General features: G+C 64.0%; 17 protein-coding genes. 6 read left to right on the plus strand and 11 right to left on the minus strand.

Annotated elements, in window-relative coordinates:
• Positions 1-57: 57 nt before the first annotated feature.
• On the minus strand, positions 58-798 hold the full coding sequence (locus tag PJ250_RS07955) for an SDR family oxidoreductase (protein WP_271648048.1): 741 nt from the start codon (positions 796-798) through the stop codon (positions 58-60).
• A gap of 287 nt (positions 799-1,085) precedes the next feature.
• Here PJ250_RS07955 and PJ250_RS07960 point away from each other — a divergent pair, with 287 nt between their 5' ends.
• Complete coding sequence (locus PJ250_RS07960; RefSeq protein WP_271648049.1) at positions 1,086-1,961, plus strand: AraC family transcriptional regulator; 876 nt, start codon at positions 1,086-1,088, stop codon at positions 1,959-1,961.
• Between the two features lie 116 nt (positions 1,962-2,077).
• Here PJ250_RS07960 and PJ250_RS07965 read toward each other — a convergent pair whose 3' ends face one another.
• The 7 genes from PJ250_RS07965 to PJ250_RS07995 form a co-directional block, all read right to left on the minus strand.
• Positions 2,078-3,001 carry an XVIPCD domain-containing protein gene (locus PJ250_RS07965; protein ID WP_271648050.1) on the minus strand — a complete coding sequence of 308 codons (924 nt, stop codon included), beginning with the start codon at positions 2,999-3,001 and terminating at the stop codon, positions 2,078-2,080.
• A gap of 17 nt (positions 3,002-3,018) precedes the next feature.
• The gene (locus tag PJ250_RS07970; protein ID WP_271648051.1) at positions 3,019-3,456 is read right to left on the minus strand and encodes a DUF6393 family protein; all 438 of its coding nucleotides are present in this window, start codon (positions 3,454-3,456) and stop codon (positions 3,019-3,021) included.
• A 166-nt stretch (positions 3,457-3,622) separates the two neighbouring features.
• Positions 3,623-3,955, minus strand: a complete 333-nt coding sequence (locus PJ250_RS07975; RefSeq protein WP_271648052.1) for a hypothetical protein — start codon at positions 3,953-3,955, stop codon at positions 3,623-3,625.
• A gap of 145 nt (positions 3,956-4,100) precedes the next feature.
• On the minus strand, positions 4,101-4,727 hold the full coding sequence (locus PJ250_RS07980; protein ID WP_271648053.1) for a DUF4145 domain-containing protein: 627 nt from the start codon (positions 4,725-4,727) through the stop codon (positions 4,101-4,103).
• Positions 4,728-4,794: 67 nt separating this feature from the next.
• Positions 4,795-5,457 carry a hypothetical protein gene (locus PJ250_RS07985; protein WP_271648054.1) on the minus strand — a complete coding sequence of 221 codons (663 nt, stop codon included), beginning with the start codon at positions 5,455-5,457 and terminating at the stop codon, positions 4,795-4,797.
• An 83-nt stretch (positions 5,458-5,540) separates the two neighbouring features.
• Entirely contained in the window at positions 5,541-5,906 is a 366-nt protein-coding gene (locus PJ250_RS07990) for a hypothetical protein (RefSeq protein ID WP_271648055.1), read from the minus strand.
• Between the two features lie 842 nt (positions 5,907-6,748).
• Entirely contained in the window at positions 6,749-6,997 is a 249-nt protein-coding gene (locus tag PJ250_RS07995; protein ID WP_271648056.1) for a type II toxin-antitoxin system RelB family anti-toxin, read from the minus strand.
• A 111-nt stretch (positions 6,998-7,108) separates the two neighbouring features.
• On the opposite strand from PJ250_RS07995, the gene PJ250_RS08000 reads away from it, so the two are divergent.
• Complete coding sequence (locus tag PJ250_RS08000) at positions 7,109-7,414, plus strand: hypothetical protein (protein WP_343228705.1); 306 nt, start codon at positions 7,109-7,111, stop codon at positions 7,412-7,414.
• Positions 7,415-7,709: 295 nt separating this feature from the next.
• Here PJ250_RS08000 and PJ250_RS08005 read toward each other — a convergent pair whose 3' ends face one another.
• Positions 7,710-8,642 (minus strand): LysR family transcriptional regulator, encoded by a 933-nt coding sequence (locus tag PJ250_RS08005; RefSeq protein ID WP_271648057.1) that lies wholly within the window; start codon positions 8,640-8,642, stop codon positions 7,710-7,712.
• 118 nt (positions 8,643-8,760) lie between these two features.
• Here PJ250_RS08005 and PJ250_RS08010 point away from each other — a divergent pair, with 118 nt between their 5' ends.
• The 4 genes from PJ250_RS08010 to PJ250_RS08025 all read left to right on the plus strand — a co-directional run bounded on the left by PJ250_RS08010 (position 8,761) and on the right by PJ250_RS08025 (position 13,273).
• Complete coding sequence (locus tag PJ250_RS08010; protein WP_271648058.1) at positions 8,761-9,477, plus strand: SDR family oxidoreductase; 717 nt, start codon at positions 8,761-8,763, stop codon at positions 9,475-9,477.
• A gap of 163 nt (positions 9,478-9,640) precedes the next feature.
• Complete coding sequence (locus PJ250_RS08015; RefSeq protein WP_271648059.1) at positions 9,641-10,612, plus strand: amidohydrolase family protein; 972 nt, start codon at positions 9,641-9,643, stop codon at positions 10,610-10,612.
• A 577-nt stretch (positions 10,613-11,189) separates the two neighbouring features.
• A complete protein-coding gene (locus tag PJ250_RS08020; RefSeq protein ID WP_271648060.1) occupies positions 11,190-12,032 on the plus strand; it encodes an endo alpha-1,4 polygalactosaminidase in 843 nt (280 codons plus the stop codon).
• A gap of 359 nt (positions 12,033-12,391) precedes the next feature.
• Positions 12,392-13,273, plus strand: coding sequence for an MBL fold metallo-hydrolase (locus PJ250_RS08025; RefSeq protein WP_271648061.1), 882 nt, complete (start codon positions 12,392-12,394; stop codon positions 13,271-13,273).
• Between the two features lie 142 nt (positions 13,274-13,415).
• Here the strand turns inward: PJ250_RS08025 and PJ250_RS08030 are convergent, their stop codons facing one another.
• Both PJ250_RS08030 and PJ250_RS08035 read right to left on the minus strand, forming a co-directional pair.
• Positions 13,416-14,219, minus strand: coding sequence for a DUF1206 domain-containing protein (locus tag PJ250_RS08030; protein ID WP_271648062.1), 804 nt, complete (start codon positions 14,217-14,219; stop codon positions 13,416-13,418).
• 209 nt (positions 14,220-14,428) lie between these two features.
• The gene (locus PJ250_RS08035; protein ID WP_271648063.1) at positions 14,429-15,187 is read right to left on the minus strand and encodes an SDR family oxidoreductase; all 759 of its coding nucleotides are present in this window, start codon (positions 15,185-15,187) and stop codon (positions 14,429-14,431) included.
• Between the last annotated feature and the right edge of the window lie 35 nt (positions 15,188-15,222).

The raw sequence follows: 15,222 nt of genomic DNA on the forward strand, positions 1-15,222 counted from the left end.
ACCGCCTGCGCGATAGGGGTATCCGTATCGTGCGGCCGTCCCTGATGGGACGGCCGGCTACCAGGCGTGCCGATGCTGGGTGGCGTGACCATCGTGGAAAAAGCCGCCGGTGGGCCCCAGCGGGTTGGCCTGGGCCAGCTCGACGACGACCCTGGCGGCCTCCTCGACCGAGCGAAAGCCGTCGTGTCCATTGAGATCGGTCGCGGTGTAGCCCGGATTGACCGCGTTGACCTTGATGCCTTCGGCCAGCAGTTCCTTGGCCAGCTTCACGGTCAGCATGTTCAGGGCGCTCTTGGACGCACTGTAGCCGGCGTAGCCCACGTCCCAGAACAGGCCGGCCGGGTCGTTGGTTTCCGCGATCGATCCAAGGGAGCTGCTCACCATCACGATGCGCGCGCCCTTGGCCTGGCGCAGGCAGGGCAGAAAGGCCTGGGTCATGCGCATGGGGCCAAGGGTATTGACCTCGAACATAGTGCGCATGTCATCCAGCGACTCCTGGCTGGCCTGCACCGGCGAGCCCAGGCTGATGCCGGCATTATTGACCAGCACATCCAGCGCGCCAGCCTCCTGCTGGAAGCGCGCGCTGGCGGCTTGCACGCTGTGGGCATCGGTGACGTCCAATACCAGCGCATGCGCGTCGAGCCCCTCGCCGCTCAGGTCGGCGGCGGCCGCCTGGCCGCGCTGGTGATCACGACAGCCCAGCCACACGGTGTAGCCCAGGGCGCCCAGCTGACGCGCAACGGCCAGGCCGATGCCCTTGTTGGCGCCGGTGATCAGGGCGGTTTGTTGACGGGACATGCAAGACCTCACGGACAAGGAAGACAGGCATCCACTATCCCCGGCCGCCGCGCGGACGGCCGCCCTCCAAGACCCATTGTCTTGCCTGATCCTTCCAATCCGGTTAGCGTCGCCGCGGTCGGTGCGACGGCCTGCCATGGATCCGGCGTGAGGCGGCCCAGGCCATCGGCGCTTGCCGCCCGCGGCCCGTGCATTCAGCCCGCTTGCGTCGATGCAAGGGTCCCACCACCCCGCCAGACGCGTGTCGCCGACATGATCCGATGTTCCGCCCGCATGGACACCCGCCCTTGAGCGACCCCGCCGCACTGCTTGAACCCCTGATTGCCATCGCGTCCCGGCATGCCAGCACGCGCGACGCGCGCACCGCCGTGCCCGGTCTTTCGATCTGGTCGGCGCACGCGCGCAGCAAGCCGATCCCAGGCCTGTTCGAACCGGCGTTCTACCTGCTCGCCCAGGGCGCCAAGCGGCTGAGCTTCGCCGACCGGGAATACGCGTTTGGTCCGGGCATGTGTGCGGTCGCGCTGGTCGGCCTGCCGTTTTCCAGTCGCGTGGTCGACGCTTCGACCAGCAAGCCGTACCTGGGCCTGGCGGTCAGGCTCGATGCCAGCGTCATTGCCGGCTTGCTGATCGACATGTCCGATCCGCCCGCCAAGCGGCCGGACACCATCACCATCATGCAGGCCGACCAGCGGGTGCTGGAGCCCCTCGGCCGCCTGCTGGGGCTGCTGGATTCACCCGCGGATATCGCCATCCTGGCGCCGCAGTTCGAGCGGGAGTTCTGCTATCGCCTGCTGCAAGGCCCGATGGGCAGCCAGCTACGCGAGATGGGCGGCTATGGCCCGCGCTTCTGGCAGATCAGAAAGGCCGCAGAGTGGATCGCGACCCACGCCGACCAGCCCATGCACATTGCGCAGCTGGCCGAGGAGATCGGCATGAGCGTCACCTCGTTCCATCGCCATTTCAAGGCCATCACCGGCCATGCGCCCCTGGCCTACCAGCGCTACATCCGCCTGCTGCATGCGCGCCAACAGCTGGCTGCCGGCACCGGCAACGTCACCTCGATCGCCTTCGCGGCCGGCTACGCCAGCGCCTCGCAGTTCAGTCGCGAATACAAGAAGTGCTTTGGCGTGTCGCCTGTCAGCGATTTGTTGAAGTCGGCTTGATTCAAGTGGGCCAGCCAACAACGGGGCCGGGCGCGCCTTTAGGTGGCGAAGGTGCCAGCCAGGTTTTGTTGCAAGCAGTGGAAACTGCACGCTGACCCGCTTCTCTGGAAAGGAACTTACCGAGCGAGCGCGCCGTGTTGGGGCTGCTCCATCGAGCGCGAGGTCTCCTGGGTGGGCGCCTGCACGGCTTGCTGGTTGGCGATCTCAAGCCTGTGCAGATTGTCGGCCAGGGGCTGCTTGATCGCATCGCCCTTGTCGACGTGGACGCGCATGACGTCCTGACCATTCCCCGGATTCTTCCAGACCGCAAACAGGTTGCCATTGGCCGGATTGGCGACCACGTCCTGGATCCCCGGCAGACGGCCCTGTTTGGCTTCTACCGCAAGCGCACCCGCCATCCGTTCCTTGTCCTGCTGGTTCGTGTAGACGCCTGCTTCGGGGCCAAGCCTGTCCAGTCCTGCCAGGGCCTGCCTGAAATACGGGTCGTTGCGCTGCTGGGCCTCGCGCTCGGCATCCTGGGCGGGGCGCCCTGCGCTGGAGACGCGGCCAGAATTGCTGAGTCCAGGCAAGACCGGTCTGATCGACTCATCCAGCTGCCGACCCGATGCGGGCGCCCAATGACCAGTGAATCCATCCTGCCTGGGCTCCGGAAGCTTTGCGTCCCGCAGCACGCTGTCTGCCAGCGTGTTGGAGTTCTGCTCCAGGGGGTCGTAAGGGTATCTGTCGTCCTTGCTCCTGGCGTTGGCGATCATCTGCTGCCAGGTCTTGGACAAGTCCGGACCATGCGCGATGCCTTCCCGATATTGCTTCTGGCCCACCGCGTTGGGATTGGCGGGATGGTCGGGATTTGTCCTGTCGTAAGGAAGGTTGGTTTCGACGTGCATCCTTCCATAGGGCAGGCCGGGCTGAGGATCCCCTGTCCATCCGCTAATGGTGTGCTGGTGACCCTGCTTATCCGTATAGAGCAGGAACTTATGGTGATAGTCCTTGCCCAGCTGTGACCCGATATTGCGGTACCCAACCTCGATCTTCTCTTCCATGAGGCGCTCCGTGATCCCTACTGGTTTTTGAGGTGCAGTGCTTCGATTCCGGACACCTTGCCGTTCGTATCCAGATTGAAGGTGATCACGACAGATCGCGCATCCGGGTCCAGCATGGCCTGACCATGGTTGTCGCGTACCACCAGCTTGTCCGCCGTGTCCTCGACCACCTTTGAGGTGGAGGATTTTGCGAACGCATCAATGACGGCGGCCTTGTCGGTGCCGACGGGAAAGTGCCTGCGCACGATGTCGCTGACATCCAGCTGCTCGAACCGGACAGGCTTCTGGGACGCGTAAATCTCTTCCAGCATGGGACCAACTCCTGATTTCATGGATGCTTCCTGTGTCGGCGCGCGACGCGCCGTGCCCGCATTGGTGCAGGATGCAAGCGGCAGTGTGGCGATGGCGATCAAAGCGATCGATGCAGTCCAGCCGCAAGGCGTGAAGCGTGGCATGGCGATCTTCCTTCTCCTTAAGGTCTACGGCATGGCGCGTACGCCATGGCGTCTGACGGTCCCTGACCGCGCCGGCGGAGCACGTCCGCATTCCAGGCGAGGGCCATAGCGTACCCCTTATCCGGTCGGCCGGCTGCGCCCGCCTTTGTGGGCGCAGCTTGGCACGTCACCTGGTCTCGACGCGCCGGTACTGGTCGCTGCCGGTATTGAGCTGGCCGTTGGCCTCGTCGATGGCGAAGGTCACCGTCTCGCCGTCGTTGTTCACCTGCAGCGCGCCGTCCTTGTAGATGGCCGGGTAGCTGTCGGTCTTGGGCTTGCGGCTGAAGAACTTCGGCGTGGTGCTGCGGACCATGAAGGCCTCGCCGCTGCGCTCGATGTCCATCGTCTCGTCCTGCGTCTGCACGTTGACCCAGTGGCCCACGAACTTCTCGCCTTCCACCTTGGCGCAGCCGGACACCAGCAACGCCGCGGCCAGTGCGGCCCCCCTCCACTTCATCATCGTGTGGTCTCGGTCAGTTGAGCTGGCGGCGAGGATGCGCGCGGGGGGGCGTAATGGAGATCAAGGATGTAGATCTAGATTGTGGCAGGGGCCAGTGTGCCTTGCGAAGAAACTGCACTCTGGCCCTTGTTCTTGTCTGTTTTCGTTAGACCTTAACCGGCTGGGCCACGGCCTCTTTCTTTGCAGCGCGATCATTCTTGCGCTTCTGGAACTGTTCGAACTTCTGCGCGAGCAGGAAGACATAGTCAATGATGGCATACGTGAACGTCATGACGTCGTTGGCATCTTGGGCACTGATTTCTGTGTCTGTTGCGTGCGCAGCATTGTTGCGTTGATCTCTAAGTTCCTCGCTCCATTGATACAGTCGTGAGTCAATGACTCCGCTGTCACGAAGCTCCTTGAGCCCACCCCCCAGGTAATTGTCTTTCGTGTTGTAGTAACGACATATGGCTTCAAGAGATCGGCCACACATAGCAGTCGCGGCGAGATACGCACCAGACTGCATGCATTTCTCGGCTTCGTCGATTGAGTTGCGCACGATGGGTGGAATGTCTGAACCCAAGGCGCGCTTGGGGCGCGGGTAAACTCTGATTGGGCGAGACCAAACAGTTTTGCTGTCTACAAAATCCTCCTGAGACTCAGCAACGATGGCCGAGTCGCAGGATGGGCACTTAAGGAAGAAAGTCTTTGTCGCAAGGAACTCAAGGTCGCTGTGCTCACACAGCAACTCAGCGTCAACTCTTGCTGCGCAGACATGGCAATCAATCAGCACCCGTGGCCTCCTAACGCCTGATTTAAGTCGAACCACGAAGCGGCTTCGGCTTGCATGAATTGTTAGATTATTCGTCAGAGTCACCGCGAACGTTCAGCTTGCCAGCCGCTTGCTGCTCTGCCAGCGGCTCAACGCGCCGATACACTGAGAGCAAAATCTTGAGTTTCATCACGGGGTGGCCTTGAGTGCGCTGATCTAACAGCGCTACTTCCCGCTCGGACAAACCCAGCAAATTTTCCAGCTGCTTTGCGGAGGACTCGCAAAATTCGATCTGCTTTTTTCGCAGGTCGAGCTCTTGGCTCTTCAAGTTTATCTTTGAAAGTTTATGTTCCACGGAACCCTTTTGGATGTTCCGGTATGTATCGTGCGCGGCATTAATCGAGGAGCAAACAGACTTAACTATGTGGGCTACCGTTGCTGCAGCAGCCAACAGCAATGTTAGCTCGATGAAACCCGGTGAAGCGTACTGAATGCTTTTCACCTGTGGACGAAGCCGCGGAGGGATCTTGTGGAAAAGCTGATTGAAAAAATTGACGGTGCTGTAGCCGCCCTGCCAAGGGAACTTCCCGTAGATGTATTCAATCTCTTCCCGGCGGGCTAACGGTAGATCAGTCATGAGCGAGTAGGCGAAGCCGTAAAGCTGAACGTACTCGCGGGTCGCCTCGGAAAGATCCTCCAAATTCCAGCGGCCATCCAGCTCAAGCTTCACGTCTTCTGCAGTCAGTGCCATGAACTCCCCCCTACGAGAATCTAACGCTGGATTTAAGTCGCGCCGCGAAGCGGCGTCGGCTTGGACGAGTTGTTAGGCGGCGCTCAGGTGGCGAGTGCGACGACCAGGGCGAAGACCGCCAGGACTGAAGATCCCACCGCGAGCTTGAGAGTCACAGCTTGCTGCGCAGCAGTCTCCTTTAACCCCAAAGCAATTCCCTCAAGTTGCTCAGCAATGCGGACCACCACTTCCGATTCATTCTCTTGGTGGGTTTCTAATGCTTGAATGCGCTCAGCAATGGACTTTATCTGGGCTGAAGCAGATGCATGCGGATCAATAGGGGCGGGCTTCGGCTTCGAATCGAAAGTTTTCCAAATGCCTTTGGCTGCTTTAGCCACATCCGGCAGATAGACAAGAATTTGCCTCCACGGAATCTTCGTCGCGGCAGTGACGGCTACTGATGCAGGCATGTGCCCCCCTTCGGGCGTTGAAATAGCAATGATTCTGGTGTGCGGCCTAACGCCTAAATCAAGTCGGCCCGCGAGGCCGGTTTGGCCTGAATAATTTGTTAGAGCCTACCTTTGCTTGAGAATGTTCTCGAGCGAGTTGCTGCGACCTGCCAATGCACACTGATGAAAGAGGGTTAGCCAGTACTCCCTTGTCCTCTTCTTGCTCTCTTCAGCATTTTCCCAATTGGAAATCTGAATCATCAGATCGTATGCGACTCGAGCGGCTGAGTCGGGTTGTACCGTGATTGGGCCACTGACCGAAATTTGATCCGCCATAACTATCTCCTGATGTTGGGTGTGAGCTCTAACGCTCATTGGACCCCGGGTCCGGGGTGCTGCTCGAACTGTTCATGTGTGAAGTGTTTGACGTCAAGGAATTTTCTAAATAAAAGCCGGGAGCTACATGATCGTGGGCGGTGTCGAAACCAGTCCAGACTAGCGTGGAATCCGACAGAAGCATGGGGTGTAACAGACGGAAATCTCACTGGGCGTCTGTCGCACTGACGCGCGAGCACGTCAACGGCTTCCATTGCTTGCACTGCACCAGGGGGCGGCATCCTTGGTCTGCGGTGATACCCATCGGCCACGGCAAGGCGGCGATTACTTCGATTCCGTTCTGCTTGCGCCTGCGTCCCATGCAAGAACTCCCCAGTCCCTGCGCGAACCATAGACCTCGGCCGGTCTCCTGTCAGCGGTGAGCGAAATTGTCCCGGTGAGTAAAGGGAGCGGCTAGACGTCGTGGCTACGCAGATGTTGCCGTGAGCGATCAATTGAGGCGCCGCGCCAACAGACGCCACCCGTGATCAGCTGGCCAAAGCCCGCTCGAACTTTGAAACAAACACTTTGAGAGAGCTTCCACAAGCGGCGCAAAAATCACGCAGTTGCAGCAAATCCATCCGCCGCCCGCCGCGTTCAACATCGCTGACGTAGGACTGGGGACGGCCCAGCGCAGCGCTCAGGCCCGCCTGCGTCAGCCCTGCAGCCAATCGGAGATCGCGCAGCTGCTGCAGCAGGATTGCGTACTCCGCTTTATGGATCGACTTGGTGGACATGGGGGGGAACGTCGCGCGGGAGCAACGACGCTATATCCCCTTTTCAAATATCCGAAAAACAGATAAATTCGAACTGCGGGCACCCCGTCCGCCATGTCGAGGAAGGACGCCGTGACGACTTCGAAAGCCTTGAGAAAAGCCGCCAAAGCCCAGGCCACTGCCACTGCCACTGCACCGCCGAGCGCGGTCTACCCGTTCGGCGCGACGCTGGTGCAGATCGACCGGTTCCATCAGCTGCTGCGCACGATCAGCGCGCATAGCGACATGGTGACCGTTTGCAGTGGCGCGCAGATGGACGACGCCAGCCTGAGCACGCTGGGCGAAAGCATCTTCAACGCGGCGCACGAGGTGCGTGTGCTGGTCGATACGATCTACACGCAGCGGCTGTGCGAGGGCAGCCCATTGGGCAATGGTTAGCGGTCGCGTCGGGCTGGTCGCTCAGGGTTGTTCGCGGGTGGCGGTTTCGCTCCATGCCGGCTCGTTCCATCGCTGGCGCCTGGCATGGGGCCGCCACGCCTGCGCTGGTGCCAGTTGCCTGTTGCGTCCCCGTTTCCGCCCGCATGCCAGCGGCCGTCCGCCTGCTTGTCAGCGGTAAACCGCGCTGCGGATGCGCTTGGGCACCCATCGCCGGAAGCTCGCACGCCCGGGCGTGGCGGAGTGGCGGTGGTGCGCGCTGCCGGATCGAGATTGCGCGTCTGCACTGATCGACCGATCAGTCGCGCAGCCGCGTCTCCTTGCAGACGGTCAGGACGGTGTCGCGCAGCCAGCGATGGGCGGGGTCTGCATGCAGGCGCGGGTGCCAGATGGCCGAGACCTTGATCGCCGGGGTGCGCACCGGCAGCTCGAAGTACTGCAGGCCCGCGTCGGTGGCGATCTCCTCAGGCGATCCGCTGCCCAGGCTCGAACGCGGAACCAGCCCGATCAGGTCCGCATTGCGCACGATCCGCATGGCGTTGGTGTAGCTGGGCACGACCATGACGACCGTCCTGCGCAGGCCCAGCCGATCCAGCGCATCGTCCACCGGACCTGAAAACTTGCGCTTGCGCGATACGACCACATGCGGATGGCTGGCGTAGCGCTTCGCCGTGATGCCAGGCCTTGCCAGGAGCGGATGTCCGGTCCGGCAGATCCCGACGAATCGGTCCTGCAGCAGCAGCCGCGTCTTCAACTCCGGCGCCTTGGTGCCGATCACCCCGATCTCCAGGTCGATCATGCCGTCGCGCAACGGCTGTGCGTCCTTGTCGAGTTTGGGAACGAAGCGCAGGCGCACGCGCGGCGCGGCCTGGGCGATCGCTGCCATCAGCGAGGCGCCGATGAGGTCGATGAACCCGTCATTCGCCCGCAGGGTGAAGGTCCGCTCCAGGGTCTTCAGGTCGAGGTCGTTGTTCGCCGGCTGGAGCACGGCGCGTGCACTGTGCGCGAGTTCATGCACCTGCGCGGTCAGTTGTTCGGCGTAGGGCGTTGGCACCAGGGTCCTGCCGGCCTGGACGAGCAGTTGATCGCCGGTAGCGAGCCGCAGCCTGGACAGCGTCCTGCTCATGGCCGAGGGGCTCAGGCCCAAACGACGCGCGGCGCGTGTCACGTTGCGCTCGGTCAGCAACATGTCCAACGCGGTGAGGAGGTTCAGGTCGACGTGCTGGCTCATGAAGGTCCGGGATCAACTGTGCATCAGACGCATTCGATTATTGCATCTCACGCGTCTGGTGCATGCCCTGATCCACCCGCAGAATCGATGGCAGACCTATCGTTGAGAGGTGTACGTCATGAACAACGCGAATCAGCTTGAACCCCGCCCGCGCGTCCTGCTCGTCGGGGCGTCGCGTGGCCTGGGTGCGGCGATGTCGGCCGAACTTCTCCGCAGGGGTTGGGACGTCACCGGCACCGTCCGCGGGCATGGCAGGACCGAACTGCATGACCTGGCCGATGCCCACGCCGGCCGCGTGGAGATCGAACAGCTCGACGTCACCGATCAGGCGCAGATCGCCGCACTGCGCGAGCGCTTGTCCGGTCGCAGCTTCGACATCCTGTTCGTCAACGCCGGTACCGCGAACACCCACCAGGAAGAAACCATCGCCGAGGTCTCCACCGAGGAATTCACGCGTGTGATGGTCACCAACGCGCTCTCCCCGATGCGCGTCATCGAGGCGTTGCAGGACCTGGTGCCCACGCACGGGCTGATCGGGATCATGTCGTCGGGGCAGGGCAGCATTGCCGATAACGAGAAGGGTGGTCATGAGGTCTATCGCGGCAGCAAGTCCGCCCTGAACCAATACATGCGCAGCTACGCGGCCCGCCACGCAGGGGAATCGCGTGCCCTGTTGCTGCTGGCGCCCGGCTGGATCCGGACGTCCCTGGGCGGGCCGGAGGCACCATTCAGCCTGGAGGAGACCGTCCCCGACATCGTCGACACCCTGCTCTCCAAGCAGGGTAAACCAGGGCTGGAATATCTCGACCGCGTGGGCCGCGCCGTGCGTTGGTGACACGGGCAGATGCCGCGCATGTCAGCGCCGAACGACGGACGGTCGCTGGAGCCGCGGTGGCGGACCGTGATGCGCTGCACCGGGGCCGGGCGCTAGCCAAGGCGCCCGGCGCGACCTGCCGCGGCAGAGACCAGGGTGGACTGAGTAAACGCCAGGAGGTTGCATGAAATTGATCGGCATCGAAGAACACGTGCTGACCCACGACGTCCTCAAGGCCTGGAGCGCGGCAGGCCTGGAGGCCACCGATCCAAGCGTGGCGTTCCATTCCGGCGTGATCGAGGGCCGCCTGCTGGACCTGGGCAAAGGCCGGATCGAATTGATGGATGAAACCGGGCTGGACGTGCAGGTGCTGTCCCTGACCACGCCGGCGCTGCACGATCTCGGAGCGGACAGTGTGGAGCTGGCAAGACGCACCAATGACGCGCTGGCGGCGGCTGTTGCCCGTCATCCGACCCGTTTCCAGGCGATGGCGACGCTGCCGATGGCCGTCCCCGAGGCCGCGGCCCGCGAACTGGAGCGCTGCGTCAGGACGCTGGGCTTCAAGGGCGTGCTGTTGTGTGGAAAGGTCGGCGAGCGCCACCTGGACGCTCCTGCCTTCTTTCCGGTCTTCCAGACGGCGGCGGCGCTGGGCGTGCCGGTGTTCCTGCACCCCCGCGTGCCCGCCCCGTCGGTGCGGGATGCTTACTACTCGGGCTTCTCGCCGGAGGTCGATGCGGCGTTGGCCACCTACGGCCTTGGCTGGCATTACGACGCCGGCCTCCAGTTCATCCGCCTGGTCCTTGCCGGGCTGTTCGACCGCTTGCCGAGCCTGCAGGTGATCCTCGGTCATTGGGGCGAACTGGTGCTGTTCTACGCCGAACGCCTGGCCGCGATGGATCGTGTGTCCGGTCTTGAACATCCGATCGCCACGTACCTGCGCAGGAACCTCTATGTCACCGCAAGCGGCATGTTCCTCCCGCACTTCTTGGAGCGTGCCGTGGCCATCGTCGGGGCCGAGCGGCTGCTGTTCTCGACCGACTTTCCCTACCAGTACCGTCCAGGCCATGAGGCGAGGGCCTTTCTGGAGCGCTGCGGGCTCTCCGATCAATGCAAGGCCGGGTTCGCCCACGCCAATTGGACGCGGTTGACCGGCTGAAGCGTCACGCGCACGACAAGGAAGCGGACGCGCTCTTGGCCGCGGGTTGGCTTTACGCAGTGGCGCATGACCAGGCACGGAAGCGTCGCGTCCATCAAGCGACGCAGGGCAATGGTCTTGCGGTCGCTTCCCGTTTTCCGGGTGCTTTGAGCGCTTGCATCTCGGCGGGAGCAGCCGGGGCGCGGCCCGAGCGGGCTAACTGGGGAGCGCGCATCGGGAGGCGATCCGGTGATCAGTCCCTTTCGCGCTTTCCCTCAGCCCCGGGGGATGGACGTCGTAATGGCCGTACGCCGAGCATGGGGCGCATGCGAGGGGACAACTGGAGACTTCAGCGCGCCATGACGATGCGTGCCCGTGGGGGCGACCGGTCGCCCCCGCGCTGTGACAGGTTGCGCTTTATGGTCGATCAGGCCCTCTTTTTGTCGGTTTAACGTTTCGTTACATTGCGTGATGTTTCGTTTTCGCTCTATGTTCGCTGCGCGCGGGCCGGTCGGCCGGCGCGCGTGGACAGGATGCAGGCGCCTTGGGTGGGCCCTGTCCGCCACGCCCTTCGCACATCCCCGGACGGAGCAGGCTGATGAAAAGACATGGCGCGGTACGCAGTTCGTTGGCAACGATGGTGGGCACGGTGGCGTTGTTCACTGCGGGCGTGGGCTTGGCGGTGACGCTGCCGCCGGCCAATGGCAAGTTCGATTACCAGCTGGGCGGGGCGTACACGCCCAAGGCCGACGTGGCCATCGTGGACCGGGACCGCACCGATGCGCCGGCCACGGGCAAGTACAACATCTGCTACATCAACGGCTTCCAGACCCAGCCTGGCGAGACCGCGTGGTGGAAAAAGAACCATCCGGACCTGCTGGTCAAGAAGAACGGCAAGTACCTGGAAGACCCCAACTGGCCGGGCGAGCTGCTGTTCGACACCTCCACGGCGGCCAAGCGCACCGCGCTGATGCAGGTGGTGGGCCCGTGGATCGACGGCTGCGCGGCGGCAGGCTTCAACGCGGTGGAGCCGGATAACCTGGATTCGTGGACGCGCTCGTCGGGTCTGTTGAAGCGGGCCAACAATGTGGCCTTCGCCACGCTGATCGCCGCACGCGCGCACCAGGCCGGCCTGGCGGTGGCGCAGAAGAACGCGCCGGAACTGTCGCTGCAGGGCTATACCAAGATCGGCTTCGACTTCGCCATCGCCGAGGAATGCCAGGTGTGGTCCGAGTGCGAGGACTACACCGATGTCTACGGCAAGCAGGTCTACGAGATCGAATACAACGACGTGACCGAGGACGCCGACGGCAACCCGGTCGATCCGATCAGCTTCTACAACGCGGCTTGCAAGGCGCGCGGCCAGAACATCTCCGTGATCTACCGCGACCGCGCGGTGACCACGGACACCGGCGCCGGCTACGTCTACAAATCCTGCTGAGCGACGCCGGGCGCGGGGAGGCGCCCGGCCGACCGCCGCCCAGACCTGTGCGGCGGCGGCCGCGCATGCGGTTGGCTGCGCGTCCAAGAGGCAAAGGCCCAGCGCGCCATGTAACAGTTGTAAACGTCTGTGTCGGGCGCGACACCAGCGCCCCGCGCGCCGGCGCCATACTCGCCCGGCCGCCCGCGGCTGGCTGCAATGGCGCTCGGCGGTGCGTGACACCACGACCTTGTGGTGATGCGCGCGCGACCTCTGCAGCTGTGGCCAGCGGGCCGGATCGATGACCCGGTGCCACCGGGTGCGGATCCGCACGCGCCGGACCGTCGGCGCCATCCCCTTGCATGCACAGGAAAACCAACATGGACCTGAGGACCGAATCCAGGGTGTACACGGTGGGCGAGGCGAGCGTCACCCGCATCACCGACCGCGTGCTGGACACGTTGCGCGGCCCGGACATCTTTCCCGACTGGACGCACGAGGCGGTGCGGGACCACGCCCAGCCCATGCGGCCCGAGCACCTGGGCGAAGACGGCGAGCGCCTGCTGATGAGCGTGCACAGCTGGCTGGTGCGCGTGGGCGGCAAGACCGTGCTGGTCGACACGGGGATCGGCAATGGCAAGTCGCGACCGTTCAACCCGATCTTCCACCAGCTCAACACCGACTACCTGCGCAGGCTGGCGCACGCCGGTGTGACGCCCGAGGCGGTGGACATGGTGCTGCTGACCCACCTGCACGTGGACCACGTGGGCTGGAACACCATCAATGTCGATGGTGCGTGGGTGCCGACTTTTCCCAACGCACGCTACGTCTATGCGCAGGCCGAAGAGGATTTCTACGCCAGCGACGAAGGCGCGTCGCGCCGAATGGTGTTTGACGACAGCGTGCTGCCGCTGATCGAGGCAGGCCTGGTCCAGCGCATCGGCGATGGCGGCGGCGCGGTCGATGCGCACTTCCACTTCCATCCCACGCCCGGGCACTGCGTGGGCCACATGTCGATCGGGCTGGCGTCGGCGGGTGCGTCGGCGCTGTTCGGCGGCGATGTCATGCACCATCCGCTGCAATTACGGCATCCGGCGTGGAACGCGGTCTTCTGCGCGGAGGCGGAGCAGGCGCGGCGCTCGCGCGCCTGGGCGCTGGCGTACGTGGCCGACACGCGTGGGCTGTATTTCAGCTCGCACTTCGCAGGGACCTCGGTGGTGCAAGCCAAGGGGCCGGACCCAGCGCAGTGGGCTTTTGTTTGAGCGGTTCGCCGGCTGCGTGGCGGCGCTGCCCCGGCCGGCAAGGCGCCAATGACCTGCATGGTCGTCCGCCATCGGCAGCACCAGCGGCGTGCATGTGCCAGGCACTGACGCCCGGACGCGTATGGCCGGCTGGCCCCGTGATTCAGGCATTGGTATCGCGATACCGGGCATTGACGAAACAGTACACGCCATAGGCCACCAGCCCCAGCGCGACCACCAGCAGCAGCCAAGGCCCAAAGGGTTGCTGGGCCAGCGTCGTGAGCGCCCCGCCCAGGCCCTTGGCCTCACTGGGGTCGGTCTGCAGCGCCGCCAGGCACAGGAATCCGCCAATCATCAGGAAGACCAGCCCACGCGCCGAGAGCCCCCAGCGGGCGATGCCCTCGGCCCACTTGAGTTGATGGGCCGGCATGTCCTCGGTATGCCAATGCGCGCGATAGCTGCGTTTGATGGCGCGGCGGAACTGGGCCACGCCCACCAGCGCGATGATGATCCCCACCAGGCCGATGGCGATCAGCCCGCCCTCATGCTGCATGACCATGGCGGTGCGCTGCGGAGTGCTGGAGGAATCGCTGCTGCTGTGCATCAGCAGGCTGATGCAGCGCCAGGCCAGCGCCGCATAGCTCAGGCCGCTGATGACGAACCCGGCGCGCATCAGCAGGCCCTTGGCACCGTTGCCCTTGTTTTCCGAATCGAGCACGGCCTGGATCAGCCGCCAGGCGGTGTAGCAGATCAGGCCCACCGCCAGGAACACCAGCAGCGTGGTGCCCATGGGCTGGGCGGCCATGTGGGTGATGGCCTCCGAGGCACCGCCGCGTTGACCGCCCAGGCCGAACGCCGCCATCGCCGCCAGCCCGCCGATGAGCAGGTAGACCACGCCCTTGGCGGTGTAGCCGATCCGGGCAGCCACGGTGACACCGCGCTGCGTGTTCCCACTGGGGTGTTCCATGCCGAGTCCTCTGCGTTGGGGCAGGCGATTGCGCCACTGGCCGTGCCAACGCGCATCACGCTACCGCCCGGCTCGGAAGGTGACGTGATGTGCGGGCCTCGGCACCCCGCGCCGTGCTGAAGGGGCGACATGGACTGCGTGTCCGCGTGGACCGCAGACGCGCGTTGCCGGCTCGATCCAGCCACGCGCGCCACCAGCGATGCGCGCAGTTACACCTGCGCCTGGCCCCCATCGACGAACAGCTCCGCACCGTTGACGAAGCTGGCATCGTCGGAGGCGAGGAACACGGCCGCACGCGCGATCTCGATCGGCTCGCCCACGCGTCCCAACGGCACCTGGGTGGCCAGGAAGTCCAGCAGGCCCTGCTGCTGGCCGGCGTCCGGACCGGCCAGTTCCACCAGCCCGGGCGTGCGCGTCGGGCCAGGCGCCAGGATGTTGAAGCGCAGCTTGCGTGCCTTGTCGACTTCGAGAATCCAGTTGCGGACCAAGGCGCGCACCGCCGCCTTGGACGCGCCATAGACGCTGAAGCCCGGCGAGCCGGTGGAACCGGCGGTCGAGCCGGTGAGCATGACCGAGGCGCCCTCGGCCAGGACCGGCAGCAGCGCCTGCACCGTAAACAAGGTGCCCTTGACGTTGCGATCGAAGGTGTCATCGAAGTGCGCTTCGGTGATTTCCCCCAAGGGGACCAGGCTGCCGCCGCCTGCGTTCACGAACAGCACGTCGAGGCGGCCGTGGTCGGCCTTGATGGTCTGCGCCAGATGCGCGAGTTCGCCGAGTTTGGCCGAATCGACCTGGATACCTTTCGCATTGGCGCCGATCGAGGCCACCGCAGCATCGAGCTGTTCCTTGCGGCGACCGGTGACGTACACCGTGGCCCCTTCGAGGGCGAACTGGCGCGCGGTTTCCAGGCCGATGCCGGTAGTGCCGCCGGTGACCAGGGCGATCTTGTTGTTGAGCTTGAGTGACATGAGGAAAACCTCGACAAGTGGTAGGTGACCAACAA

The organism is Pseudoxanthomonas sp. JBR18, assembly GCF_028198165.1.
Lineage (GTDB): Bacteria > Pseudomonadota > Gammaproteobacteria > Xanthomonadales > Xanthomonadaceae > Pseudoxanthomonas_A.